The sequence below is a fragment of the Streptomyces sp. NPDC008137 genome, assembly GCF_042957035.1.
Lineage (GTDB): Bacteria > Actinomycetota > Actinomycetes > Streptomycetales > Streptomycetaceae > Streptomyces.
The window spans coordinates 16,202-40,758 of the sequence record NZ_JBIBHN010000047.1 but is presented as its reverse complement, the minus strand read 5'-3'; the positions used below and the strand labels follow the sequence as shown (position 1 = coordinate 40,758).

At 71.2% G+C, this 24,557-nt stretch carries 24 protein-coding genes and 1 pseudogene; 8 read left to right on the top strand and 17 right to left on the bottom strand.

Annotated elements, in window-relative coordinates:
* Nucleotides 1-160: 160 nt before the first annotated feature.
* Nucleotides 161-1,756: a DHA2 family efflux MFS transporter permease subunit gene (locus ACFZBT_RS38945; RefSeq protein ID WP_391114662.1), complete on the bottom strand. Its 1,596-nt coding sequence runs from the start codon at nt 1,754-1,756 to the stop codon at nt 161-163.
* Between the two features lie 138 nt (nt 1,757-1,894).
* On the opposite strand from ACFZBT_RS38945, the gene ACFZBT_RS38940 reads away from it, so the two are divergent.
* On the top strand, nt 1,895-2,491 hold the full coding sequence (locus ACFZBT_RS38940) for a TetR family transcriptional regulator (protein ID WP_391114658.1): 597 nt from the start codon (nt 1,895-1,897) through the stop codon (nt 2,489-2,491).
* 24 nt (nt 2,492-2,515) lie between these two features.
* Here the strand turns inward: ACFZBT_RS38940 and ACFZBT_RS38935 are convergent, their stop codons facing one another.
* The gene (locus ACFZBT_RS38935) at nt 2,516-3,229 is read right to left on the bottom strand and encodes a peptidoglycan DD-metalloendopeptidase family protein (protein WP_391114656.1); all 714 of its coding nucleotides are present in this window, start codon (nt 3,227-3,229) and stop codon (nt 2,516-2,518) included.
* A gap of 438 nt (nt 3,230-3,667) precedes the next feature.
* Between ACFZBT_RS38935 and ACFZBT_RS38930 the strand changes: the two genes are divergently transcribed.
* The gene (locus ACFZBT_RS38930) at nt 3,668-4,309 is read left to right on the top strand and encodes an HAD family acid phosphatase (RefSeq protein WP_391114653.1); all 642 of its coding nucleotides are present in this window, start codon (nt 3,668-3,670) and stop codon (nt 4,307-4,309) included.
* A 104-nt stretch (nt 4,310-4,413) separates the two neighbouring features.
* Here the strand turns inward: ACFZBT_RS38930 and ACFZBT_RS38925 are convergent, their stop codons facing one another.
* Nucleotides 4,414-6,939: an AAA family ATPase gene (locus ACFZBT_RS38925; RefSeq protein WP_391114642.1), complete on the bottom strand. Its 2,526-nt coding sequence runs from the start codon at nt 6,937-6,939 to the stop codon at nt 4,414-4,416.
* A gap of 430 nt (nt 6,940-7,369) precedes the next feature.
* On the opposite strand from ACFZBT_RS38925, the gene ACFZBT_RS38920 reads away from it, so the two are divergent.
* Nucleotides 7,370-8,023: an SCO3374 family protein gene (locus tag ACFZBT_RS38920; RefSeq protein WP_391114639.1), complete on the top strand. Its 654-nt coding sequence runs from the start codon at nt 7,370-7,372 to the stop codon at nt 8,021-8,023.
* 9 nt (nt 8,024-8,032) lie between these two features.
* On the opposite strand, the gene ACFZBT_RS38915 is transcribed toward ACFZBT_RS38920, so the two are convergent.
* The 10 genes from ACFZBT_RS38915 to ACFZBT_RS38870 form a co-directional block, all read right to left on the bottom strand.
* Nucleotides 8,033-8,368 (bottom strand): Lsr2 family protein, encoded by a 336-nt coding sequence (locus ACFZBT_RS38915; protein WP_010048839.1) that lies wholly within the window; start codon nt 8,366-8,368, stop codon nt 8,033-8,035.
* Nucleotides 8,369-8,590: 222 nt separating this feature from the next.
* The gene (locus ACFZBT_RS38910) at nt 8,591-9,124 is read right to left on the bottom strand and encodes an amino-acid N-acetyltransferase (protein WP_391114636.1); all 534 of its coding nucleotides are present in this window, start codon (nt 9,122-9,124) and stop codon (nt 8,591-8,593) included.
* A 9-nt stretch (nt 9,125-9,133) separates the two neighbouring features.
* Nucleotides 9,134-9,568, bottom strand: a complete 435-nt coding sequence (locus ACFZBT_RS38905; RefSeq protein WP_391114671.1) for a BlaI/MecI/CopY family transcriptional regulator — start codon at nt 9,566-9,568, stop codon at nt 9,134-9,136.
* Nucleotides 9,569-9,740: 172 nt separating this feature from the next.
* Nucleotides 9,741-9,923: a hypothetical protein gene (locus ACFZBT_RS38900; protein WP_391114633.1), complete on the bottom strand. Its 183-nt coding sequence runs from the start codon at nt 9,921-9,923 to the stop codon at nt 9,741-9,743.
* An 18-nt stretch (nt 9,924-9,941) separates the two neighbouring features.
* Nucleotides 9,942-10,619: a hypothetical protein gene (locus ACFZBT_RS38895; protein ID WP_391114668.1), complete on the bottom strand. Its 678-nt coding sequence runs from the start codon at nt 10,617-10,619 to the stop codon at nt 9,942-9,944.
* A 528-nt stretch (nt 10,620-11,147) separates the two neighbouring features.
* Entirely contained in the window at nt 11,148-11,945 is a 798-nt protein-coding gene (locus ACFZBT_RS38890) for a type III pantothenate kinase (RefSeq protein WP_382490849.1), read from the bottom strand.
* Between the two features lie 17 nt (nt 11,946-11,962).
* Complete coding sequence (gene nadC / locus ACFZBT_RS38885; RefSeq protein ID WP_391114630.1) at nt 11,963-12,937, bottom strand: carboxylating nicotinate-nucleotide diphosphorylase; 975 nt, start codon at nt 12,935-12,937, stop codon at nt 11,963-11,965.
* A gap of 5 nt (nt 12,938-12,942) precedes the next feature.
* Complete coding sequence (locus ACFZBT_RS38880; RefSeq protein WP_391114627.1) at nt 12,943-14,652, bottom strand: L-aspartate oxidase; 1,710 nt, start codon at nt 14,650-14,652, stop codon at nt 12,943-12,945.
* Nucleotides 14,649-15,650, bottom strand: coding sequence for a pantoate--beta-alanine ligase (gene panC / locus ACFZBT_RS38875; RefSeq protein WP_391114623.1), 1,002 nt, complete (start codon nt 15,648-15,650; stop codon nt 14,649-14,651). The genes ACFZBT_RS38880 and panC overlap by 4 nt, the downstream gene beginning before the upstream one ends.
* Complete coding sequence (locus tag ACFZBT_RS38870; RefSeq protein WP_391114621.1) at nt 15,647-16,585, bottom strand: DUF2520 domain-containing protein; 939 nt, start codon at nt 16,583-16,585, stop codon at nt 15,647-15,649. Before ACFZBT_RS38870 ends, panC begins: the two co-directional genes overlap by 4 nt.
* Nucleotides 16,586-16,782: 197 nt before the next feature.
* Between ACFZBT_RS38870 and ACFZBT_RS38865 the strand changes: the two genes are divergently transcribed.
* Nucleotides 16,783-17,943, top strand: a complete 1,161-nt coding sequence (locus ACFZBT_RS38865; RefSeq protein ID WP_391114618.1) for a beta-eliminating lyase-related protein — start codon at nt 16,783-16,785, stop codon at nt 17,941-17,943.
* Here ACFZBT_RS38865 and ACFZBT_RS38860 read toward each other — a convergent pair.
* The gene (locus ACFZBT_RS38860) at nt 17,933-18,154 is read right to left on the bottom strand and encodes a hypothetical protein (protein ID WP_391114615.1); all 222 of its coding nucleotides are present in this window, start codon (nt 18,152-18,154) and stop codon (nt 17,933-17,935) included. The two genes, ACFZBT_RS38865 and ACFZBT_RS38860, sit on opposite strands and share 11 nt — an antisense overlap.
* Nucleotides 18,155-18,317: 163 nt before the next feature.
* Here ACFZBT_RS38860 and ACFZBT_RS38855 point away from each other — a divergent pair, with 163 nt between their 5' ends.
* Complete coding sequence (locus ACFZBT_RS38855) at nt 18,318-19,427, top strand: DUF5937 family protein (protein WP_391114613.1); 1,110 nt, start codon at nt 18,318-18,320, stop codon at nt 19,425-19,427.
* Between the two features lie 91 nt (nt 19,428-19,518).
* Here the strand turns inward: ACFZBT_RS38855 and ACFZBT_RS38850 are convergent, their stop codons facing one another.
* Together ACFZBT_RS38850 and ACFZBT_RS38845 are read right to left on the bottom strand one after the other, a co-directional pair.
* Complete coding sequence (locus ACFZBT_RS38850) at nt 19,519-20,190, bottom strand: response regulator (RefSeq protein ID WP_391114610.1); 672 nt, start codon at nt 20,188-20,190, stop codon at nt 19,519-19,521.
* Between the two features lie 68 nt (nt 20,191-20,258).
* The gene (locus tag ACFZBT_RS38845; RefSeq protein ID WP_391114608.1) at nt 20,259-21,446 is read right to left on the bottom strand and encodes a histidine kinase; all 1,188 of its coding nucleotides are present in this window, start codon (nt 21,444-21,446) and stop codon (nt 20,259-20,261) included.
* A gap of 118 nt (nt 21,447-21,564) precedes the next feature.
* Here ACFZBT_RS38845 and ACFZBT_RS38840 point away from each other — a divergent pair, with 118 nt between their 5' ends.
* The gene (locus ACFZBT_RS38840; RefSeq protein WP_391114606.1) at nt 21,565-22,566 is read left to right on the top strand and encodes an SAM-dependent methyltransferase; all 1,002 of its coding nucleotides are present in this window, start codon (nt 21,565-21,567) and stop codon (nt 22,564-22,566) included.
* Nucleotides 22,567-22,584: 18 nt separating this feature from the next.
* Here the strand turns inward: ACFZBT_RS38840 and ACFZBT_RS38835 are convergent, their stop codons facing one another.
* Nucleotides 22,585-23,736: an NADH-quinone oxidoreductase subunit D gene (locus ACFZBT_RS38835; RefSeq protein WP_391114604.1), complete on the bottom strand. Its 1,152-nt coding sequence runs from the start codon at nt 23,734-23,736 to the stop codon at nt 22,585-22,587.
* A gap of 31 nt (nt 23,737-23,767) precedes the next feature.
* Between ACFZBT_RS38835 and ACFZBT_RS38830 the strand changes: the two genes are divergently transcribed.
* Nucleotides 23,768-24,304, top strand: a complete 537-nt coding sequence (locus ACFZBT_RS38830) for a PH domain-containing protein (RefSeq protein WP_391114601.1) — start codon at nt 23,768-23,770, stop codon at nt 24,302-24,304.
* A gap of 32 nt (nt 24,305-24,336) precedes the next feature.
* Nucleotides 24,337-24,557, top strand: a pseudogene (locus ACFZBT_RS38825) (collagen-like protein); the annotation flags it as partial.

The following is a 24,557-nucleotide window of genomic DNA, read 5'->3' as shown; positions in this document are numbered from 1 at the left end:
CCCGCACCCGCACCAGCCACTTCGCAGCACTTCGCCCCGCCGACCACAAGGTCGACGGGGCGAAGTAGGAAGGCCCCGGATTAACCAACAGCATCGGGTGTCCCGTCCGGGGCCTTCGTCAGGAGCAGGGGCTGGAGCGGGCCGGCAGGCGCTGGAGCGGTCAGACCGCCTCGACGACCGGCGTCTGCGGGGCCGGGCCGTCCGCCTTGCCGTCGTCCGAGGCCTTGGGTCCCGCTCCCTTCAGCGGGACCTCCTTCACGAACACCGCCGCCGCGAGCGCGACCACCGCCACCACGGCTCCGAGCAGGAACGCCGAGTGGATGCCGGCGGAGACCGCGTGCTGGTAGGCCTCCCTGATCGAGACCGGCAGCTTCTGCAGGCTCTTCCAGTCGAGCTGGGCGGACTGCTCGGTCACCTTGGAGCCCAGTGCCCCGGCCCGCTCGCTCATGACGTCCTGGACGCGGTTGTTGAACAGCGCGCCCATGATCGCGACGCCGAAGGAGGAGCCGAGGGTGCGGAAGAGCGTGGTGGACGAGGACGCGACGCCCATGTCCTTCATCTCGACGCTGTTCTGCGCGACGAGCATGGTGATCTGCATCAGGCAGCCCATGCCGAACCCGACGACGGCCATGAAGACGCCGGAGGTGAGGCGGGAGGTGCCCGTGTCCATGGTGGAGAGCAGATAGAGCCCGACGATCATCAGGACGCTGCCGAGGACCGGGAAGACCTTGTACTTGCCGGTGTTCGTGGTGACGCGCCCGGCGACCATCGAGGTGACGAGCATCGCACCGAGCATCGGCAGGAGCAGCAGCCCGGAGTTCGTCGCGGAAGCGCCCTGGACGGACTGCTGGTACAGCGGCAGGAAGAGCGTGGCGCCGAACATCACGAAGCCGGTGATGAAGCCGATGACCGACATCAGCGTGAAGTTGCGGCTGCGGAAGATGTGCAGCGGCACGATCGGCTCGGCGGCCTTCGTCTGCCAGAACACGAACCCGACGAGCGCGGCGACCCCGATGCCGATCAGCTCCATGATCCGCGCGGAGCTCCAGGCGTACTCGGTGCCGCCCCAGGTGGTGACGAGCACGATCGCGGTGATGCCGACGGTCAGCAGCGCGGCGCCCAGGTAGTCGATCCGCGCCTCGGACCGCTTCTTCGGCAGGTGCAGGACGACACTGACGGCGGCCAGCGCGACGACGCCGAGCGGCAGGTTGATGTAGAAGGCCCAGCGCCAGCCCCAGTTGTCGGTGATGGTGCCGCCGACCAGTGGGCCGCCGATCATCGCCAGCGCCATGACGCCGGCCATCATGCCTTGGTACTTGCCGCGCTCCCGGGGCGGGATCAGATCACCGATGATCGCCATGACGCCGACCATCAGACCGCCGGCGCCGAGACCCTGGACGGCACGGAAGCCGATCAGCTCGCCCATGTTCTGGGCCATGCCGCTGAGCGCCGAGCCGATCAGGAAGATGACGATGGACGTCATGAACGTGCCCTTGCGGCCGTACATGTCGCCGAGCTTGCCCCACAGCGGGGTGGAGGCCGCGGTCGCGAGCGTGTAGGCGGTGACGACCCAGGAGAGGTGTTCGAGCCCGCCCAGTTCACCGACGATCGTCGGCATCGCCGTACCGATGATCATGTTGTCGAGCATCGCGAGCATCATCGCGATCATCAGCGCGAGCAGCACGACCCGTACGCTCCTCGGCTGTTTCCCCCCGCTGCCGGCGTCGACCGCCGGTGTGTCCGTCGTGTCCGCCATCGCTTCCCACTCCCCCAGCTACCGCTACCTGAGCTACTGCTACTTACTTGCCGACCGGCTAGTGACTACACTCGGAAGTTAGCCCTGTAACTAGCCGGGCGTCAAGTAAGTTTTATGGAAAGCGGGCGGCGTAGGAGGATGGGCGGCACCATGGACGGCACCAGGCAGCGGCGCCGCGGGAACACCCGCCAGCGCATCCAGGACGTGGCCCTCGGACTCTTCGCGGAGCAGGGCTACGAGAAGACCTCCCTGCGCGAGATCGCCGAGCGCCTGGACGTCACCAAGGCGGCGCTCTACTACCACTTCAAGACGAAGGAAGAGATCCTCGTCAGCATCTTCGAGGACCTCACTCAGCCGATAGACGAGCTGGTCGAGTGGGGCCGGCGGCAGCCGCACACCCTGGAGACCAAGCAGGAGATCATCCGCCGTTACGCCGACGCGCTCTCCCACGCGGCACCGCTGTTCCGCTTCATGCACGAGAACCAGGCGACGGTACGGGAACTCCAGATCGGCGACTCCTTCAAGGAGCGCATCCGCAGCCTGCGGGACACCATCGTCGACCCGGACGCGGACCTGGTCGACCAGGTCCGCTGCGCCAGCGCGCTCTTCACGCTGCACGCCGGGATGTTCCTGCTCCAGGAAATGGAAGGCGACCCCGAGGAGAAGGACAAAGCCGTCCTCGAGGTCGCCACCGAGCTGGTGACCCGGGCGCACCGGGGAGCCGAGGGCTCCTAGCGGGTCTGCCGGGTCAGGGGGTCGTCAGACCGTCACGCCCTTGGCGCGCAGGAACTTCACCGGGTCGACGGCCGAGCCGTAGTTGGCGGTCGTACGGATCTCGAAGTGCAGGTGCGGACCGCTCGAGTTACCGGTGTTGCCGGACTTGGCGATCTCCTGGCCGGTCTTGACTATCTGGCCGACGTTCACGGTGACCTTCGACAGGTGGGCGTACTGGGAGTACGTGCCGTTGCCGTGCTTGATCACGACGGCGTTGCCGTAGGCGGGGCCGTCACCGGCGCCGTTGCCGCCGGCCTTGACGACGGTGCCGCCGTGCGCGGCGACGACCTGGGTGCCGCTCGGTACGGCGAAGTCCTGGCCGCTGTGGGTGGACTGCCACATGCCGCCGTTCTGGGCGAAGCTCGCGGAGAGCTTGTACTTCTTCACCGGGTCGACCCAGGACGGCTTGGCCTTCTTGGCGGCGGCCTTCTTGGCAGCGGCCTTCTTCTCGGCCGCCTTCTTCGCGGCGGCGACCTTGGCGGCCTTCTCGGCCTTCACGGCCTCGGCCTTGGCGTGCTTGGCCTGGGCGGCGGCCTGCGCCTGGACGGCACTGGCGGCGCCGGACGCGGACGTGGTGTCGGCGGCGGACGCGACCCCGGCTCCCAGTGCGACCGAGACGCCAAGGCCGGCGGCCAGCACGGTCGCACGGGTGCGGAGCTGGGACGTACGGGAAGAACGGGACGTGACGCGCTGGGACATCGAAACCTCGTGTGGAAGGGGACGGAGAAACCACCCGGCGCACAGACGCTCGCCGAATGGCCATCCCTTGGTAACCCGAAGTCCGACAAACCCCAAAAAGCGTGATCTACGACCGAAGTTAGTAATTTGGTTCAGTGTTCTACGTCTCTTGACACAGCAGTCATACGGGACGAATCAGCCCACCGCACTGCACTTTCCCCGATCCTGCGCGGCAAAAGTCCCTTTCCTCCCGGCCCGTTAGCAACTATTCCATCTAGTAACGGACATATCACCTGTGCGCCATGTCACCGGGGGCCGTCTTCAGCCATTCCGGAAATGTGGCGCACGCCTCTAGGCACCTACCGTTCGGTAACCCTACGGTTCCCCTCGCGCCACCCTCGCGCACAAGCATGCACACGACATGTTGCAGCGTCATTGACGTGAGAGGACCCCCACGACATGCAGACCCGACGCCCCTGGTTGCGCCGCGCATCGGTGACCGCCGTATCGGCGGCAGCCCTGGTGGCGATGGCCGCACCGGCCGACGCCACGACCGCCACCCGTGCCTCCACGACCGCCGCCGCCGCCGCGACGTCCGCCGCGGCGGACGTCGACTACACCACCTGGCAGAAGGACTGCCAGGCGGTGATGGCCCAGGCGCTGCCCTATCTGAAGCAGCGGATCGCGGCCACCAAGCCGGGTGAGAAGCAGGCGATCGTCTTCGACATCGACAACACCACGCTGGAGACCGACTTCGGCTTCAGCTACCCGCAGCCGGCCAACAAGCCGGTCCTGGAGGCCGCCAGATACGCCCAGGAGCACGGCGTCGCCCTGTTCTTCGTGACCGCCCGCCCGGACATCATCTACTCGGTCACCGAGTACAACCTGAAGCAGGCCGGCTACCAGGTCTCCGGCCTCTACGTCCGGAACTTCATCGACCTCTTCAAGAACGTCGCCGAGTACAAGACGGCCCAGCGCGTCAATATCGAGAAGAAGGGCTACACGATCATCGCGAACATCGGCAACAGCGCCACCGATCTCTCGGGCGGCCATGCCGAGAAGACGTACAAGCTGCCGGATTACGACGGGCAGCTGTCCTAGAGCCCTGGCCTAGAGCCCTGCCGTAAAAGCCACAGGGCGGTCCCTGGGCACGCGAAAGGGGCCGGTGCTTTTCAGCACCGGCCCCTCTCACTTCGCTGTGACGCTTACGCGTCCTTGCTCAGGTTCGGCCCGGATCCGCCGGCCGCCTGCTCGATCGGCGGGACGTCCGGCAGGGCCGCCTTCTCCTCGCCCCGGAAGGTGAAGGTCTTGGAGTCGCCCTCGCCCTCCGTGTCGACGACCACGATGTGACCGGGGCGCAGCTCGCCGAAGAGGATCTTCTCCGACAGCGAGTCCTCGATCTCGCGCTGGATGGTGCGACGCAGCGGACGCGCACCCAGCACCGGGTCGTAGCCCTTCTTGGAGAGCAGCTCCTTGGCGGACTGGGAGAGCTCGATGCCCATGTCCCGGTCCTTCAGGCGCTCGTCCACCTTGCCGATCATCAGGTCGACGATCTTGAGGATGTCGTCCTGGCTGAGCTGCGGGAAGACGACCACGTCGTCGACGCGGTTGAGGAACTCGGGCCGGAAGTGCTGCTTGAGCTCGTCCTGGACCTTGTTCTTCATGCGCTCGTAGTTGGACTTCGTGTCACCGGAGGCCGCGAAGCCCAGGTTGAAGCCCTTGGAGATGTCCCGGGTGCCGAGGTTGGTCGTCATGATGATGACCGTGTTCTTGAAGTCCACGACCCGGCCCTGGGAGTCGGTCAGGCGACCGTCCTCCAGGATCTGCAGCAGCGAGTTGAAGATGTCCGGGTGGGCCTTCTCGACCTCGTCGAAGAGGACGACGGAGAACGGCTTGCGGCGGACCTTCTCGGTCAGCTGGCCGCCCTCTTCGTAGCCCACGTAGCCGGGGGGCGAACCGAAGAGCCGCGACACCGTGTGCTTCTCGCTGAACTCCGACATGTCGAGGGAGATCAGCGCGTCCTCGTCGCCGAAGAGGAACTCGGCGAGCGCCTTGGACAGCTCGGTCTTACCGACACCGGACGGGCCGGCGAAGATGAACGAGCCACCGGGGCGCTTCGGGTCCTTCAGACCGGCGCGCGTACGGCGGATCGCCTTCGACAGCGCCTTGACGGCGTCGACCTGGCCGATGACCCGCTTGTGGAGCTCGTCCTCCATGCGCAGCAGACGCGAGGACTCCTCCTCGGTCAGCTTGAAGACCGGGATGCCGGTGGCGGTCGCGAGGACCTCGGCGATCAGCTCGCCGTCGACCTCGGCGACGACGTCCATGTCGCCGGCCTTCCACTCCTTCTCCCGCTTGGCCTTGGCGGCCAGGAGCTGCTTCTCCTTGTCGCGCAGGGAGGCGGCCTTCTCGAAGTCCTGCGAGTCGATCGCGGACTCCTTGTCCCGGCGGACACCGGCGATCTTCTCGTCGAACTCGCGGAGGTCCGGCGGCGCGGTCATCCGGCGGATGCGCATCCGGGAACCGGCCTCGTCGATCAGGTCGATCGCCTTGTCCGGCAGGAAGCGGTCCGAGATGTACCGGTCGGCCAGCGTGGCGGCCTGGACCAGCGCCTCGTCGGTGATGGAGACGCGGTGGTGGGCCTCGTACCGGTCACGGAGACCCTTGAGGATCTCGATCGTGTGCGGCAGGGACGGCTCCGCGACCTGGATGGGCTGGAAGCGGCGCTCGAGGGCCGCGTCCTTCTCCAGGTGCTTGCGGTACTCGTCCAGCGTGGTGGCACCGATGGTCTGCAGCTCACCGCGGGCCAGCATCGGCTTCAGGATGGAAGCCGCGTCGATGGCGCCCTCGGCGGCACCCGCACCGACCAGCGTGTGGAGCTCGTCGATGAACAGGATGATGTCGCCGCGGGTGCGGATCTCCTTGAGCACCTTCTTCAGGCGCTCCTCGAAGTCACCGCGGTAGCGGGAGCCGGCGACCAGCGCGCCGAGGTCCAGGGTGTAGAGGTGCTTGTCCTTGAGGGTCTCGGGCACCTCGCCCTTGACGATGGCCTGAGCGAGGCCCTCGACGACGGCGGTCTTGCCGACGCCGGGCTCACCGATCAGGACCGGGTTGTTCTTCGTACGGCGGGACAGCACCTGCATGACCCGCTCGATCTCCTTCTCGCGCCCGATGACCGGGTCGAGCTTGGACTCACGAGCGGCCTGGGTGAGGTTCCGGCCGAACTGGTCGAGGACCAGGGACGTCGAGGGGGTGCCCTCGGCAGGCCCGCCGGCGGCGGCGGTCTCCTTGCCCTGGTAACCGGAGAGCAGCTGGATGACCTGCTGCCGCACCCGGTTGAGATCTGCGCCCAGCTTGACGAGGACCTGGGCGGCGACGCCCTCGCCCTCGCGGATCAGGCCGAGCAGGATGTGCTCCGTGCCGATGTAGTTGTGGCCCAGCTGAAGGGCCTCGCGGAGCGACAGCTCCAGGACCTTCTTGGCACGGGGGGTGAAGGGGATGTGGCCGGACGGGGCCTGCTGGCCCTGACCGATGATCTCCTCCACCTGCTGGCGGACCGCCTCGAGCGAAATCCCGAGGCTCTCAAGGGCCTTGGCGGCGACACCTTCACCCTCGTGGATCAGGCCCAGGAGGATGTGCTCAGTGCCGATGTAGTTGTGGTTGAGCATCCGGGCTTCTTCCTGAGCCAGGACGACAACCCGCCGCGCGCGGTCGGTGAACCTCTCGAACATCGTTAATCGCTCCTCAGAGCGGTCAGGCAGTGGGGGGAACTTCCCCTCCCTGTCCTTCCGCAGCTTAGTCCCGCAAGCGGGGACCGCTCATTCCAACTGCCGACACCGTCGATGGCCTCCTGACCCCGAACGCCGACATCTGCTCCAACCCGATGGTGCGAGACGATGTTCCCGCAGGCCAGGCAGTTACCCCCATCGCCAGTACGCCGATGGCGAACGTGAGACGGCCTTTCCTGCGTGTCGCCCCCTCCCACTAGGGATGTCTTACCCGTAGAGCCCGGATGTCCATGCCGGGTGCCCCCGCTCCCTCCGCTACGGGCGAACAACCTTGCGCCTCCCGGCGCCCCCTACACGCCCCCGATTCGCCACTCTGTGCGTCTGCGGTGACACCCAGCGTAACTCGCACGCCCTTCCGGCGGTTGCACTTGGCATGTTCGGCGCCCCGTACCCCGTGACCGCGTCCGCGTCCCCGCCCGTCCCGCTCCCCCGCCGCCCGCTCGACGAGGGCTGTCGGGTCCGGCGGTGGTACGAGGGGGAACTGGGCTGGCCGACGGTGCCCGGGGAGCCGGTGCGGCTGGCGGTGGGCGCCCGCTTCGACGTCCTGGACGTGCCGGCCGAGGCGGGACACGCGGCGCTGCGGCGGCTGGGGCCGGGTTTCCCCGTCGCCGTACGGGGAGACCGTGTGCGGCTGCTGGTGGCCGCGGGCAGCGCGGAGGAGTTGCCCGGGGTGCTGGAGTGGCTGGAGTGGGGGTCGCTGGCGCTCGACCTGGTCGCGATCGGCGCGGGCGGGTCCATGGAGGCGCCGGTGCCGCCCGGGGTCGGCGGGGTGAGCGGGGCGGGCGGGGTCACCGGCCGGCCGGTCTCCCTGGGTCCGGTCGGTTCCCAGGGGGCCGCCGTGTGGCTGCGGCCCCCCGAGCCGGGATGCGAGGTCGAGGCCTCGCTGCCGACGCTGTCGGCCTTGGGGGGCGGTGGGAGTGCCCCCGATCTCGTACGGCTGGTGGACACGGTGGCCACGCACTGCCACCGGGTCCGGCTGCGGCGCGTGTGCGCCCGCCCGCCGGCCCCGCGTACGCAAGGTCGGTAGTGCCGCTGTTCAGCCGTTGGCCTTCTCGTAGGCCTCGCGGATGGTCGCGGGGACACGGCCGCGGTCGTTGACCTCGTAGCCGTTCTCCTTCGCCCAGGCGCGGATGGCCGCGGTGTCCTGGCTGCCGCTCGAAGCCGCGCGCGCCTTTCCGCGCCCGCCCGAAGCACGGCCTCCGGTACGACGACCGCCCTTCACGTAAGGCTCGAGAAGGCCACGGAGCTTGTCCGCATTGGCGGTGGTGAGATCGATCTCGTACGTCTTGCCGTCCAGCGCAAACGTCACGGTCTCGTCCGCCTCGCCACCGTCGAGGTCGTCGACAAGAAGGACCTGAACCTTCTGTGCCACCGGATTTCCTTTCATCGATATCTTCAGGGCCGGGGAGTGTGCCGGCGTCCGCCGTATCGCCGTCCCCTGTTATATGCAGTACTGCAGTACGTCGGAAAGCAAACCGCTTTTGCCGGAAAAACACAAACCCTCGGCAGAGACCGGGAGGCCTGGATCCGTCCGGAAACGTGCGCGTTTCGGACATAGGGCACCGGGCAGGTGCCGATCCCCAATCGCCGACGATCACAGATGCAGAAGCATCCGGCTGTTGCCCAAGGTGTTCGGTTTCACTCGTTCGAGACCGAGGAACTCCGCGACACCCTCGTCATAGGAACGCAGCAGCTCCGCGTAGACATCCGTGTCGACCGGCGTCTCACCGATCTCGACGAAGCCGTGCTTGACGAAGAAGTCGACTTCGAAGGTCAGACAGAAAACGCGTCGAACACCGAGCCAGCGGGCGGTGTGCAGCAACTTCTCCAGCAACTGGTGTCCGACGCCCGCGCCCTTCAGGCCGGGCTTCACCGCGAGAGTGCGGACTTCCGCGAGGTCTTCCCACATCACGTGCAGGGCACCACAGCCGACGACCTCCGCGTTGTCGTCCCGTTCCGCGACCCAGAACTCCTGGATGTCCTCGTAAAGCGTCACCGTCGCTTTGTCGAGGAGGTTGCCGCCGCGGACGTAGGCGTCAAGGAGACGACGCACCGCCGGGACATCGCTGGTGCGGGCCCGTCGGACGGTGATGGCTTTTGCGGTGGCTTCGGGGCTCTTCTCGGACATGGGCGGACGCTATCGCCCGCCGTGGTCCTGAGCGGAGGCGGGGTTCTCGGGGTTCTCGGGGGCGGGGTTCTCGGGGGCGGCTTCGGTTGAATCAGACGCTTCGGTCGGTTCCTGGGTTTCCGGGACCTGGACGATGCGTACGGCATCGCGGAGAGCCTGGCGTTGTTCCTCGCTCATCATGCCGAAGAAGGCGACCAGAGCGGCTGCGGGGTTGTCGCTCTGCGACCAGGCGTCGTTCATCAGGGCGGCCGCGTAGGCGGCGCGTGTGGAGACCGCCTCATATCGATAGGCGCGGCCTTCCGCCTCGCGGCGCACCCAGCCCTTCTGATGGAGATTGTCCAAAACGGTCATCACCGTGGTGTAGGCGATGGACCGCTCCTTCTGAAGATCTTCCAGGACTTCCCGAACGGTCACCGGGCGGTTCCACTTCCACACCCGCGACATGACCGCGTCTTCGAGTTCTCCCAATGGGCGAGGCACAGCTCAGAACAATAGTGGGAGATCTCGGTAATGGCGTGGCGGACGTGCGCTTCAGTGACAAATGTGAACAAAAAGGGCGTACGACTCGAAGGGGCGGGCCTCGCCGAGTCGTACGCCGGGTGGGGTGAAGGTGCGGTCAGGCCTTCGGGGTGCCGGTGGAGGACTGGTGGGCGCCCTCCACGCGCGCGAGGGCGGCGTCCACGGCCGCGTCCTCCTTGGCCTTGTTGGCGCCGCCCTGCGTCTTCACGATCACCCGGATCACGCCGATGAAGAAGACGGCCATGACGACCGGGGGCAGAAGCGCGGAGACATAGTCCATGGAGCCAGGGTAGCCACGTCAGCCCGCGGCGAGCTGCTGGGGGTTCGCGGGGGGCGGCGGGGTGGGCTTGCGGCGCGGGAACACCTCGCCCGGGGTGGGGATCGGGCGGCTGGGCTTCGGGGTGCCCGGGGCGGGGGCGGGGGGTGCCGCCGGGGTGGGCTTGGGGGCCGGTTTGGGGGCCGGTGGTTTGCGCGCGGGCTTCTTCTCGGGCTGCCGGCCGGGAGTGTCCTTGGCGGAGTCCCCGGGGGTGGAGAGGCCTGCGGAGCGGCCTCCGGGGAGGGCGTGGAGACGGGTGCGGGCGGCGGGGACGGTGGGAGCGGGGGCGGGAGCGGCGGGGGCCGTCCGGGTGACCGGGTGGTGATGTGGGCGGCAGCGCTCCAGGAGGGCGGCGGCGGTGGGGTTGCCGCGCAGGGCGCGGAGGGCGGTGAGGTCGTGGGGGTGGGGGCGGTATCCGGCACCCAGGGCCTCGTCCAGGAGGGTGAGGTACCCGGCGGCGGTGCCGGGCAGGGCGGCGCGGTACCGGCCGAGATCGGCCACGAGGAAGGCACGCAGCCTGGCCCCCTCCCGTGTGGCCTCGTCGAGCGACTCCGCTAGGCGGAGGCAGTCCTGGACGTCGTCGGACGAGGCGGAGGTGGGGTGGAGGGCGAGGGCGAGAGCGCGGCGGAGCACACGCAGCTCCTCCACGCCGAACGCCATGCCGCCGCGGGATCCGTATGGCGTGGGCATGCTGCGACGATACGCGCTAATCAGACAAATTCCACATAGGGGGCGCGGGTGTGGCGTGGGGGACCACTCGGGTGGGTGGGGTGGTCGGGGGTGGCCGCGCCTGGCGGTGGGTGGGGTGGTCGGGGGTGGCCGCGCCTGGCGGTGGGTGGTGGGTCGGGGCCGCGCCGGGGGGTGTCCGTCCTCGGAACGTCGCGATGGGGTCGGACGCCGACTGACTGTTCGTTGACGCGACAACCGCTGCGGGCGGACACCCCCCGGCACGGCCCCTTCTCGCCGTGCGCGGGTGCGGGCCGTTCCGGCTGACGCCGCCAGCCCCCGCCGCCCTGGCTGCGGGCATGCGTGCCTCCCCCAGTGCCTCAAGGGCCTGGGAGGCGCCCCCATGGGCGGCACGGGTGGCGGTGGGGGCCCCGCTCGAGCGAAGCCGAGAGTGGGGGAGGCACCCCGCTCCGCCGGGCTGCGAAACCCCCCGCACCCGGCCACCCACGCCGGGCTACCGGGTCACATGCGCGACACGTTCCGCTCGTACACCAGCCGCAGGCCGATCAGCGTCAGCCATGGCTCGTGTTCGTCTATGACCGACGACTCGCCCAGGACCATCGGTGCGAGGCCGCCCGTCGCGATGACGGTGACGTCCTCCGGGTCCTCCGACAGCTCGCGGGCCATGCGGTTGACGACTCCGTCGACCTGGCCGGCGAAGCCGTAGATGACGCCCGACTGCATCGCCTCGACAGTGTTCTTGCCGATGACGCTGCGGGGGCGGGCCACCTCGATCTTGCGGAGCTGGGCGCCGCGGACGCCGAGGGCCTCGACGGAGATCTCGATGCCGGGCGAGATGACACCGCCGACGTACTCGCCGCGCGCGCTGATCGCGTCGAACGTCGTCGCCGTGCCGAAGTCGACGACGATGGCGGGACCGCCGTAGAGCTCGACCGCCGCCACCGCGTTGATGATGCGGTCGGCGCCGACCTCCTTGGGGTTGTCCATGAGGATCGGGACGCCCGTCTTGACGCCCGGTTCGACGAGGATGGCGGGTACGTCGCCGTAGTAGCGGCGGGTCACCTCGCGGAGTTCGTGCAGGACCGAGGGGACGGTCGCGCAGATGGCGATGCCGTCGATGCCGTCGCCCAGGTCGTCGCCGAGGAGCGGGTGCATGCCCATCAGGCCCTGGAGGAGGACCGCCAGTTCGTCGGCGGTGCGGCGCGCGTCCGTCGAGATGCGCCAGTGTTCGACGATGTCCTCGCCGTCGAACAGGCCGAGGACGGTGTGGGTGTTTCCCACGTCGATCGTGAGCAGCATGGTCCTTACCCGCTCCCCTACCGCGCCGGTCGCAGGTCGAGGCCGATGTCCAGGATCGGCGAGGAGTGGGTGAGGGCTCCTACGGCCAGGTAGTCGACGCCGGTGTCCGCGTAGGCCTTGGCGTTGTCGAGGGTGAGGCGGCCCGAGGCCTCCAGGGCGGCGCGGCCCTGGACGATGGCCACCGCCTCCTCGCACTCGCCCGGCGTGAAGTTGTCCAGGAGGATCAGGTCGGCGCCGGCGTCCAGGACCTCGCGGAGCTGGTGCAGGGTGTCGACCTCGACCTCGATGGGGACGTCGGGGAAGCGCTCGCGGACCGCCTGGAAGGCCTGGGCGACGCCGCCCGCGGCCACCACGTGGTTGTCCTTGACCAGGGCCGCGTCCGAGAGGGACATGCGGTGGTTGACGCCGCCGCCGCAGCGGACCGCGTACTTCTCGAGGCCGCGGAGGCCGGGGGTCGTCTTGCGGGTGTCTCGGACCCTGGCCTTGGTGCCGTCGAGGGTGTCCGCCCACGCGCGCGTGGCGGTGGCGATGCCCGACAGGCGGCACAGGATGTTCAGCGCGCTGCGTTCGGCCGTGAGGAGGTCGCGGGTGCGGGTGGTGACGGAGAGGAGCTTCTGGCCCGCCTCGACCTGGTCGCCGTCCTCCGCGTGGCGCTCGATCTCGAGTTCCTCCTCGCAGACGACCGAGATGACCGCTTCGGCGATGCGCAGGCCTGCCACCGTGCCCGCCTCGCGTGCGGTGAAGTCGGCGGTGGCCACGGCGTCCTCGGGGATCGTCGCGACCGTCGTCACGTCCACGCCGTTGGCCAGGTCCTCCTGGAGGGCCACGTTGGCGATGTCCTCGACCTCGACGGGGTCGAGGCCCGCTTCGGCCAGGAGCTGGGCGAGGGCGGGGTCCAGGCCGCACTCCAGGTACACCTGCTCGTCAGCGCCGCAGGCACAGCCGTCGCCGCAGCCTCCGGACGAGGCGAGGGGAAGGTCGGGGGTGGTCACGTCGGTCACTGCTCCTGGGGGGCCTGGGTGGGGAGGGTCGGAGGGAAGTCTGTGGTGTCCGTGGTGTGCACGGCCAGCGAGCGGTCCGGGTTCAGGGTCACGACGATGTGGCGGCGCCAGGTCGTGTCGTCGTGCTCGGGGCGGTCCTCGCGCCAGTGGCAGCCCCGGGTCTCCTCGCGGAGCCGGGCGGCGGCGACCAGGACGCGGGCCACGCACAGGAGGTTGGTGGCCTCCCAGGTGTCGACGCCGGGCTCGGCGGTCTTGCCGTTCTCGGCGAGGGCGTCGCGGGCGTCGGTGTGCAGCTGCTGGAGCCGGTCGGCGGCCTTCGCGAGGGACTCCGCCGAGCGCAGGACGCCGGCCCCGTTCGACATGATCCGCTGGATCGTGAAGCGGGCCTCGGGGGTCTGCAGGGGATGCTCGGGGATCTCCGGGTGCGGGAGGGGTTTCGGCACGCGCGCGTGCAGGACGTTCGCCTCGATGTCGGCGGCGATGCGCTCGGCGTAGACCAGGCCTTCGAGGAGGGAGTTGGAGGCCAGGCGGTTGGCGCCGTGCACGCCGGTGCAGGCCACCTCACCGCACGCGTACAGGCCGGGGACGGTCGTACGGCCCTGTGAGTCGGTGCGAACGCCGCCGGAGGCGTAGTGGGCGGCGGGGGCGACCGGGATGGGGCTGGTGACCGGGTCGATGCCGTGGGCGCGGCAGGCGGCGAGGATCGTCGGGAAGCGGTGTTCCCACATCTCTGCGCCGAAGTGCCGGCCGTCGAGGAACATGTGGTCGGCGTCCTGCTCCTGCATGCGGCGCATGATGCCCTTGGCGACGATGTCCCGGGGGGCCAGTTCGGCGAGCTCGTGGCGGCCGAGCATGAAGCGTGTGCCGTCGGCGTCGACCAGGTGGGCGCCCTCGCCGCGGACCGCCTCGGAGACCAGGGGCTGCTGGCCCTCCGCGTCCGGGCCGAGGAAGAGCACCGTCGGGTGGAACTGGACGAATTCGAGGTCGCTGACCTCGGCGCCCGCGCGGAGCGCCAGGGCCACGCCGTCGCCCGTGGAGACGGACGGGTTGGTGGTCGCCGAGAAGACCTGGCCCATGCCGCCGGTCGCCAGGACCACGGCGGGTGCGTGGACCGCGCCCACGCCGTCGTGCTGGCCCTCCCCCATGACGTGCAGGGTGACACCCGCGGTGTGGCCCTCGGCGTCCGTGAGGAGGTCCAGGACGAGCGCGTTCTCGACCGTGCGCACGCCACGCGCGCGTACCGCGTCGACCAGGGCGCGGGAGATCTCGGCGCCGGTGGCGTCACCGCCCGCGTGGGCGATGCGGCGGCGGTGGTGGCCGCCCTCGCGGGTGAGTTCGAGGGCGCCCTCGGTGGACTCGTCGAACCGGGCGCCGGTCTCGATGAGACGGCGCACGGCGTCGGGGCCCTCGGTGACGAGGATGCGGACCGCCTCCTCGTCGCACAGGCCGGCGCCCGCGACCAGGGTGTCGTCGAGGTGCTGTTCGGGGGTGTCGCCCTCGCCGAGGGCCGCGGCGATACCGCCCTGGGCCCATCGGGTGGAGCCGTCGTCGAGGCGGGCCTTGGTGACGACGACGGTCCTGAGGCCCGCGGCCTGGCAGCGCAGGGCCGCGGTCAGGCCGGCGACGCCGGAGCCCACGACGACCACGTCCGCGTCGATGGACCAGCCGGGCGCCGGCGCGTGCAGTCGTATGCCTGTGCTGGTCACGAGGCGGCTCCGAAGGTTCCGAAGGTGAGGGGGAGATTGTCGATCAGCCGGGTCGTCCCGACCCGGGCGGCCACGGCGAGGACCGCCTCGCCGGTGAAGTCGTGCCCGATCTCGGTGAAGTCGGACGGGTCGACGAGTGCGAGGTAGTCCAGGGCCAGCGGCGGGTCGAGGCGGGCGGCCTCGTCCAGGACCTGGCGGGCGGCGGCGCGGACGGCCGCCGGGCCGCCCGGGACGGCCGTCGCCACGGCGTGCGCGTCGGCCGCCGCTCGGGACTCGCCGATGGCGCTGAGCGCCTCGGCACGCGCGCGCGTGGCGGGCACCTCACGGGCCCGGGCCCGCAGCGCCTCCTGCGCGGCATGCCGGTCCTGGCCCGCGAACAGGGCGCTGGACAGCGCGAGGGCGGTGCGCCGCTCGGCGGGCGAGAGGTAGCGGTTGCGGCTGGACAGGGCCAGGCCGTCGTCCTCGCGGACGGTGGGGACGCCGACGATCTCCACGCCGAAGTTCAGGTCCCGGACCATGCGGCGGATCAGGGCGAGCTGCTGGGCGTCCTTCTGGCCGTACAGGGCGACGTCGGGGCGGGTCAGGTGCAGCAGCTTGGCGACGACCGTGAGCATGCCGTCGAAGTGGCCCGGGCGGGCGGAGCCCTCCAGGCGCTCGCCCATGGGGCCCGCGGTGACGCGGACCTGGGGCTCGCCGCCGGGGTACACCTCGTCCACGGCGGGGGCGAACACGACGTCCGCGCCGGACTCGGCGGCGAGCTTGAGGTCGGCGTCCAGGGTGCGCGGATAGCGGTCGAGGTCCTCGCCCTGCCCGAACTGCAGCGGGTTGACGAAGACGGTGACGACGACCTCGCCGTCCCGGCCCGCGATGCCGCGCGCGGTGCGGATCAGCGTGGCGTGGCCCTCGTGCAGCGCGCCCATGGTCATCACCACGGCGCGGCGGCCCGCCCGCACGCGTGCGTGCAGTTCGCCGGCGGTGCTCAGCAGGGTGGTGGTCATCGGGCGTCCCCTTCGGTGCCGTCGGTGCCGTCCGTCGCGTCGGCGAGTACCCCGAGGAGGTCCTCGGCGAGCTCGGGCTTCAGCAGGCCGTGGGCCAGGGCCCGGTCGGCGGTCGCGCGGGCCATCGCCAGATAGCCGGCGACGGTCCCCGGGGCGTGCCGGCGCAGCTCGGTGACATGGGCCGCGACGGTGCCCGCGTCGCCGCGGGCGACCGGGCCGGTGAGGGCAGCGTCGCCGGAGCGCAGGGCGTTGTCCAGGGCCGCGCCGAGGAGCGGGCCGAGCATCCGGTCGGGGGCGGCGACCCCGGCCGCGCGCAGCAGCTCCAGGGACTGGGCGACCAGGGTGACCAGGTGGTTGGCGCCCAGGGCGAGCGCCGCGTGGTAGAGCGGCCGGTTCTCCTCGGCGATCCACTCCGGCTCGCCGCCCATCTCGATGACGAGTGCCTCGGCGGCGAGGCGCAGTTCCTCGGGCGCGGTGACGCCGAAGGAGCAGCCGGCCAGCCGCTGGACGTCCACGGGCGTGCCGGTGAAGGTCATCGCGGGGTGCAGGGCGAGCGGCAGGGCGCCCGCGCGCAGGGCGGGGTCGAGCACCCGCGCGCCGTAGCGCCCGGAGGTGTGGACGAGCAGCTGTCCCGGCCGCACGGACCCGGTGTCGGCGAGTCCGGCGACCAGGTCGGGCAGGGCGTCGTCGGGGACGGTCAGCAGGACCAGGTCGGACCGCTGGAGCACCTCGGCGGGCGGCAGCACGGGCACGTCGGGCAGCAGTTGGGCGGCACGGCGGCGGGAGGTGTCGGAGACCGCGGAGACGGCGACGGGGCGGTGCCCGGCGAGCCGCAGGGCCGCGGCCAGCGCGGGTCCCACGCGGCCGGCGCCGACGACGCCGACGGTGAGGCGCGCGGGGCGGTCCTTGGGGTCTGGCTGTGGGGTTGTGTTCACTCGACGGCGGCCTTCCCGTTCCAGTCCGCTCCGGGTACCGGACGATTTCTCGTCATGTTAACGCGATCGGTTCGAGGGGTGTTCGGTCGTCCACAGGGTGTGCGGAAAGCCATCCACAGGCTGTGCGGAAAGGCGTCCACAGGGTGCGCCGGAAATGCGGGTGCCCGCACGCACGCGCGCGGGGCAGGATCCGGGGCATGACTGAGACGACGGAACAGGACGAGGAGCGGCGCGCGGGGCTCCGTGGGCGGCGGCTGGCCGCCCATCGCGGCGCACGGCGGGTGCTCGCGCGCTTCGCCTTCCACAAGACGCTCCGTGAGCGCTTGGCGGAGCTGGCCGACGTGGAGGACCTGTACGACCTGGACGAGCTGTCCGACGCGTACGGCGACGGGGTCGTCGGGGCGCTGGAGGCGAAGGTCGCCGGGCTGCTCGGCACCGAGGCCGCCGCGTTCTTCCCGACGGGCACCATGGCCCAGCAGGTGGCCCTGCGCTGCTGGGCGGGCCGCACCGGCAACCCGACCGTCGCCCTGCACCCGCTCGGCCATCCCGAGCTGCACGAGCGGAACGCGTTCAGCGAGGTCGGCGGTCTGCGCCCGGTGCGTCTGACGGACGAGCCGCGGATGCCCTCGGCCGCCGAGGTACGCGACTTCGAGGAGCCCTTCGGGGCGCTGATGCTGGAACTCCCCCTCAGGGAGGCCGGTTTCGTGCTGCCGTCCTGGGAGGAGCTCACGGAGGTGGTGGAGGCCGCGCGGGAGCGGGACGCCGTGGTGCACTTCGACGGGGCCCGGCTGTGGGAGTCCACCGTCCACCTCGGCCGGTCCGTGGCGGAGATCGCGGGCCTGGCGGACAGCGTCTACGTGTCGTTCTACAAGGCCCTGGAGGGGGTCGGCGGCGCGGCGCTCGCCGGTCCGAAGGAGCTGGTGGAGGAGGCGAGGGCCTGGCGGCACCGGTACGGCGGGGAGGTCTTCCAGCAGTTCCCCACGGCCCTGTCGGCGCTGGCCGGGCTGGAGCGGGAGCTGCCCCGGCTGCCGGAGTACATCGCCCACGCGCGCGTGGTGGCCGCCGCCCTGCGCGAGGGGTTCGCGGCGGCCGGGCTGCCGTGGGCCCGCGTGTACCCGGAGGTGCCGCACACCCACGATTTCCAGGTCTGGCTGCCGTACGAGGCGGACGTGGCCGGGGAGGCGGCGGTCAGGACGGCCGAGGAGACGGGTGTCTTCCTGTTCGCCGGCGCCTGGAGCCGGGGCGGGCCGGGCCTGGCCCGCACGGAGGTGAGCGTACGGGCCCCCGGGCTGGAGTGGACCGCAGAGGACGTGAAAGCGGCGGTCGCCGACTTCGTCGCCCGGCTGATCAGCAGGTAGTACGGCGCCCCGGGAGCAGCCACCGGCCCAGGGCGTGGCGGATGCGCTGCCCCACGCGAGCCGGGCGCCCGGCGAGGACCGCGCGGAACTGTCGTTCTTCGCGCCACTCCCGTACGACCCGCCGGTCGTGCGTGCCGGGCGCGGGCGGGGCGGGCTCGCCGAGCTGCTGGGCGCGGTAGAGGTCGAGGAGGTGCTGCTGCGTGATGCTCATCGTGGATCGCCTCGGCGGGTCGGGGGGGGGAATGGAGGTCCGAAGGCTCCGCGGCTGCCCCGGTGCTCCCACCCTGCGCCCGCTGCCGGGGCGAAGTCGCGCCGATTGACGACGGCCGTCAATCGGCGGGGGCGTTGTCAGTGGCGGGGTGCACCATGAGGACATGAGCGTGCACATCGACATCGCGGGGCTGCGGCCGGAGGAGATCGCCGTCGTGCCCTCCCCCTTGGCCGAACTCGGCATGGCGCTGCACGCGCTGTCCGAGCCGGGGCACCACCCGGGCCTCCAGGGCTGGGTGACGGGCGTGACCGCACGGCTCGACCCGCATCTGGCCGACCGGATGTGCGAGGCCGACTTCCTGTGGCGGTCGACGTTCTCGGACCTGTTCATGCCCTTCGCCGGCGTCCCGGGCCGGAGCACCCTCCCGGGCGGCACGCTCGCCGAGGAGCTGGACCTGCTCGACAAGCTGTCGGACGAACAGTTCGTGGACGCGGCGCTGGAGTTCACCTGTGCCCTCGGGTACGGCTCGTGCGGGCCCACCGCGCTGTCCGACCCGGAGGTGCGCCGCCGCGCCCTGGACCTGGCCGCCGCGCGCGGGCCGCAGCAACTGCGGTTCAGCCGGAGGCTGCTGGCCGACCCGCCCTCGATCCGGGCCTGGCTGCGGCAGTTCCTCCAGGACTGCGACGAGGCGTTCTTCGCGGAGGCCTGGTCCCGGTTGCGCCATCAGCTCGCGGCGGACGCGCGGTTGAAGACGGACCTCTTCCGGCACAAGGGCATGGCCGAGGCCCTGGCCGCAGTGTCCCCGGCGATCACACTCGACGAGTCGGCCGCCCGGATCACGGTCGACAAGCTGGGCGGCGACGACGGCACGTCCACCGGTGACGGCGGCCTGCTGCTCGTCCCGACGAGCCTGGGCTGGCCGCATCTGATGGTCCTGCACCGGTACGGCTGGCAGCCGGTGCTGCACTACCCGGTCGGCTCCCCCGAGCTCGCCGCCCCGCCCAATCTCGAACAGCTGGCCCTGCGCATGACGGCGCTGTCGCACCCCGTGCGGATGCGGATCTGCCGCAATCTGGCCCGCAGCGCGTACACCACGGGCGAGCTGGCGCAGGTGCACGGCATGACGGCCCCGGAGATATCCCGGCACCTGGCCGTGCTGAAGAAGGCGGGCCTGCTCACCACCCGCCGCCGCGGGCGCTACGTCCTGCACCAGCTGGATGTGACGGTGGTGGCCCGGCTCGGCAGCGAGTTCCTGGAGGGGATCCTCAGATAGAGGGGGCCCAGACAGGGGATGCTCAGACAGGAGGGGGCCCAGATGGGAAGGGCCCCAAGACTGCCGGCTGAGCCGGCCGGTCCCGCCCCGCTCAGCCGTGGCCCCCGGCCCGTACCAGCCCGGTCTCGTAGGCCAGCACCACGACCTGCACCCGGTCCCTGAGGCCCAGCTTGGTCAGGATGCGGCCCACGTGCGTCTTCACGGTCGCCTCGGACAGCACGAGCCGGGCCGCGATCTCGCCGTTGGACAGGCCCTGCGCGACCAGCACCATGACCTCGCGCTCACGGCCGGTGAGCCGCTCCAGTTCCTGGTGCTGGGGCTGGTTCGCGGTGCCCGGCAGCATCGGTGCGAAGCGGTCCAGGAGCCGTCGGGTGGTGGAGGGCGCGACGACCGCGTCGCCGCTGTGCACGGCGCGGATCGCGGCGAGCAGCTCTCCGGGCGGCACGTCCTTGAGCATGAAGCCGGAGGCGCCCGCCTTCAGCCCGGAGAAGGCGTACTCGTCGAGGTCGAAGGTGGTCAGGATGAGCACCTTCGGCGGCTCGGTGTCGGCGCAGATCCGGCGGGTCGTCTCCACACCGTCGAGCTTCGGCATGCGGACGTCCATCAGCACCACGTCGACCTCGGTCGACCGCAGCACCTGGAGGGCCTCGACCCCGTCGCCCGCCTCCGCCACGACCTCCATGTCCGGCTGGGCGGCGAGCACCATCCGGAACCCGGTGCGCAGCAGCACCTGGTCGTCGACGAGCATCACGCGGATCGTCATCGGGGCCTCTTCCAAGTCTCTTTTACGGTGGGAGCGTTACAGGTGTCAGTGCGGGGTGTGTGACCGCGTCAGGCGGGTTTGAGCGGCAGCAGGGCACTGATGCGGAATCCTCCGCCGGGGCGCGGTCCGGCGTCCAGGGTGCCGCCGACCATGCCGATCCGCTCGCGCATGCCGATGAGGCCGTGGCCCTGGCCGTCGAGACCGCCCTCCTCGTACAGCTCGTGCGGGGCGCCCTTGCCGTCGTCCTCGACGAGCAGGCCGAGACCGTCGTCGAAGTACACCAGGCGCACGCTCGCGCCCGCGTTGGGCCCGCCGTGCTTGCGGGTGTTGGTGAGCGCCTCCTGCACGATGCGGTACGCCGTGAGCTCGACGCCGCTGGGCAGCGGCCGGGGGGTGCCCTCGACCTTGAAGTCGACGGGCAGCCCGGAAGCGCGGCACTGCTCGACGAGGTCCTCGATCTGCTGGACGTCGGGCTGCGGCACGTACTCGCCGGCCTCCTGGTGCTCCCCGGTGCGCAGCACGCCGAGCAGGCGGCGCATCTCGGCGAGGGCCTGGCGGCCGGTGGAGGAGATGGTCTCCAGGGCCTTCTTCGCCTGGTCGGGAGCCGCGTCGAGGACGTAGGCGGCGCCGTCGGCCTGGACCACCATCACGGAGACGTTGTGCGCGACGACGTCGTGCAACTCGCGTGCGATCCGCGCGCGTTCGGCGGCGACGGCGACCTTGGACTGGGCCTCGCGCTCCTTCTCCAGGCGGGCGGCCCGCTCCTCCAGCTGCGCGAAGTAGGCGCGGCGGGTGCGGATGGAGTCGCCGAGCACCCAGGCGAGGGCGAAGGGCACGGCCATGAAGACCGTCAGGGCGATGTTGCCCGCGATGTTCGTCTGGTCGCTGGGCCAGCGCAGCTGGGACACGGGGGCCGCGCACAGACCGGCGCCCAGCGCGAAGCGGGAGGCCCAGCGCGCGCCCTCCGCGGCGACCGTGTAGACGATCACCAGCAGGGCGAAGTCGGCCGGACCCCGCTCCACGTCGGTGATCAGCTGGGCCACCCCGACCGCGGTCGCGAGCAGCAGCATCTTCTCCGGCAGGCGGCGGCGCAGCGCGACCACCAGGCACAGCAGAATCGTGAGCGGAACGGCGGCGGCCGGTGAGCCGTAGCCGCCCGCCACTCCGCCGACCACGGAAATCCCGAGGAGGACCACGGCCCAGGAGCCGTCGACCCACATCGGGTGCCTGCGGAGGAAGTCATAGAGGCGCTGCACGTAACCCAGCGTAGGGAAGCGCGATAGGTGCAGGGGTCAACCGGAGGACCGATCCGCACCGGGCGCGCGTACTCCGCAAGGTGGAGTTGCGTTCGTTGTGTGCGCTTAGCCTGGCCCGGTGACACCAGGTACGGGAGCCGAGTTGCACGAGTGGCGTGGGTGGCGGTCCGCCGCGGCGGAGGCACTGTACGGGCCGGGCGGGTTCTACCGGCGGGAGGAGGGGCCGGCCGGGCACTTCCGTACGTCCGTGCACGCTTCGTCGCTGTTCGCCGGGGCCGTGGCGCGGCTGCTGTGCCGGGTCGACGAGGCGCTGGGGCGGCCCGCGGTGCTGGACTTCGTCGACATGGCGGCCGGGCGGGGCGAGCTGGCCGGCGGGGTGCTCGCGGCGCTCCCGGCGGAGGTGGCGGCCCGCACGCGCGCGTACGCCGTCGAGATCGCCGGGAGGCCCGCCGGGCTCGATCACCGGATCGAGTGGCTGGCCTCGCCCCCGGAAGGGACGACGGGGCTGCTGTTCGCCAACGAGTGGCTGGACAACGTGCCGGTGGAGGTGGCGGAGGTGGACTCCGCGGGCACGGCCCGGCTGGTGCTGGTCCGGGAGGACGGGAGCGAGCGGCTTGGGGATCCGGTCGACGGGGATCAGGCGCGGTGGCTCCAGCGGTGGTGGCCGCTGCGCGGCGAGCCGGGGCTGCGGGCCGAGCTCGGTCTGACCAGGGACGAGGCCTGGGCCTCGGCGGTCGCCACGCTCGACCGGGGGCTCGCCGTCGCCGTGGACTACGGGCACACGGCGGACGCGCGACCTCCGTTCGGGACGCTCACCGGGTTCCGGGACGGTCGCGAGACCACGGCCGTTCCGGACGGCTCCTGCGACATCACCGCACATGTCGCCCTGGACGCGTGCGCGCTGCCCGGCGGGCGGCTCCTCCCCCAGCGTGAGGCGCTGCGCGCCCTGGGCGTGACCGGCGCACGCCCCCCGCTCACGCTCGCGTCCACCGACCCCACCGCATACGTGCGCGCCCTGGCGGGCGCCGGGGAGGCCGCCGAGCTGACGGCGGCGGGAGGGCTGGGGGACTTCGGGTGGCTGGTCCAGCCGGTGGGCATCCCCGATGTGCTCTCCGACTGAGGGCCCACTGGCCGGGACCTACTTGTCGATGTCCCCGACCACGAAGAACATCGACCCCAGGATCGCCACCATGTCCGCGACCAGCGTCCCCGGCAGCAGCTCCGTCAGCGCCTGGATGTTGTTGTACGAGGCCGAGCGCAGCTTCAGCCGGTACGGGGTCTTCTCGCCCTTGCTGACCAGGTAGTAGCCGTTGATGCCGAGGGGGTTCTCGGTCCAGGCGTAGGTGTGGCCCTCGGGCGCCTTCAGCACCTTGGGGAGCCGCTGGTTGACCGGCCCCGGCGGCAGCTCGGCGAGCCGGTCGAGGCAGGCGTCGGCCAGGTCGAGCGCGTTGTGCGTCTGCTCCAGGAGGCACTCGAAGCGGGCGAGGCAGTCGCCCTCCTGCCGGGTGACGACCTTCAGGGTGTCCTGGAGGTCGCCGTAGGCCAGGTACGGCTCGTCCCGGCGCAGGTCGAAGTCGACGCCCGAGCCGCGCCCGATCGGCCCGCTGACGCCGTACGCGTGCACCGCCTCCGGGGAGAGGACACCCACGCCCCGGGTGCGGCCCCGGAAGATCTCGTTGCCGAGCACCAGGTCGTCGAAGCGGTCCATCCGCGAGCGCACGTCCGCGACGGCGGCACGCGCGCGTGTGGTCCACCCGGCCGGCAGGTCCTCCTTGAGGCCGCCGACGCGGTTGAACATGTAGTGCATCCGCCCGCCGGAGACCTCCTCCATGACGTGCTGGAGCTCCTCGCGCTCCCGGAAGGCGTAGAAGATCGGGGTGATCCCGCCGAGCTCCAGCGGGTACGAGCCGAGGAACATCAGGTGGTTGAGCACCCGGTTCAGCTCGGCGAGCAGCGTGCGCAGCCACACCGCGCGCTCGGGGACCTCCATGCCGAGCATCCGCTCCACGGCGAGGACCACGCCCAGCTCGTTGGAGAACGCCGACAGCCAGTCGTGGCGGTTGGCCAGCATGATGATCTGACGGTAGTCGCGCGCCTCGAACAGCTTCTCCGCGCCGCGGTGCATATAGCCGATCACCGGCTCCGCGCGCGTGATGCGCTCGCCGTCCAGGACCAGCTTCAGCCGCAGCACGCCGTGCGTGGAGGGATGCTGGGGTCCGATGTTGAGCACCATGTCGGTGCTCTCCGCGGCGCCGCCGATTCCGACCATGGTCTCCGTCGTAGGAGTCATGGACACAGTCTCTCCTACGTACGCTGGCCTCATGGATACGGGGAGTGCGCGGGAGGCGGAGCCGATGGCGGCCGTCGAGGGCACGGCGGGGACGGCGGACGGGGACGGGCCGGTGTGGATCGCGCTGCCGCCCGGGCTGCTGAGGATGCGGCGGTTGCTGCTGGTGGTGTGGCTGGGGCTGATCGCGCTGGCCGCCGGGCTGCTGCCGGGCCTGCTGGCCGGGCCCGCCTGGGCCGTCTTCGCGGTGCTGCCGCTGGCGCTGATGGCCTGGGGCTGGGTGATGATCGACCGCAACTGGCGTTCCTGGCGGTACGCCGAGCGCGCCGACGACCTGCTGATCAGCCGGGGCGTGCTGTGGCGCGAGGAGACGGTGGTGCCGTACGGGCGGATGCAGCTGGTCGAGGTCACCTCCGGGCCCGTCGAGCGGCACTTCGGGCTGGCCAGCGTGCAACTGCACACGGCCGCCGCCGCCACCGACGCGACCATCCCCGGCCTGGACCCGGCCGAGGCGGAACGGCTGCGCGACCGGCTCACCGAGCTGGGCGAGGCCCGATCGGCCGGGCTGTGACGGCCCCCGAGGCCGCGGGGGCCGGTGGCAAGGTGACCGACGGAAGCAGCGGGCCGAACGGCAGCGAGCCGACGGGCCGGAGCGGAGTGACCACCGGCCAGGGGCTGACAGACGCCGACGGGACGGCCGAGGGCGGCGGGACAACGGCCGGCAGCGGACCGACCGACGCCGACGGACCAGCCGAGAGCTGCGGACCAGCCGAGAGCGGCGGGACAACGGCCGGCAGCGGACCGACCGACGCCGACGGACCAGC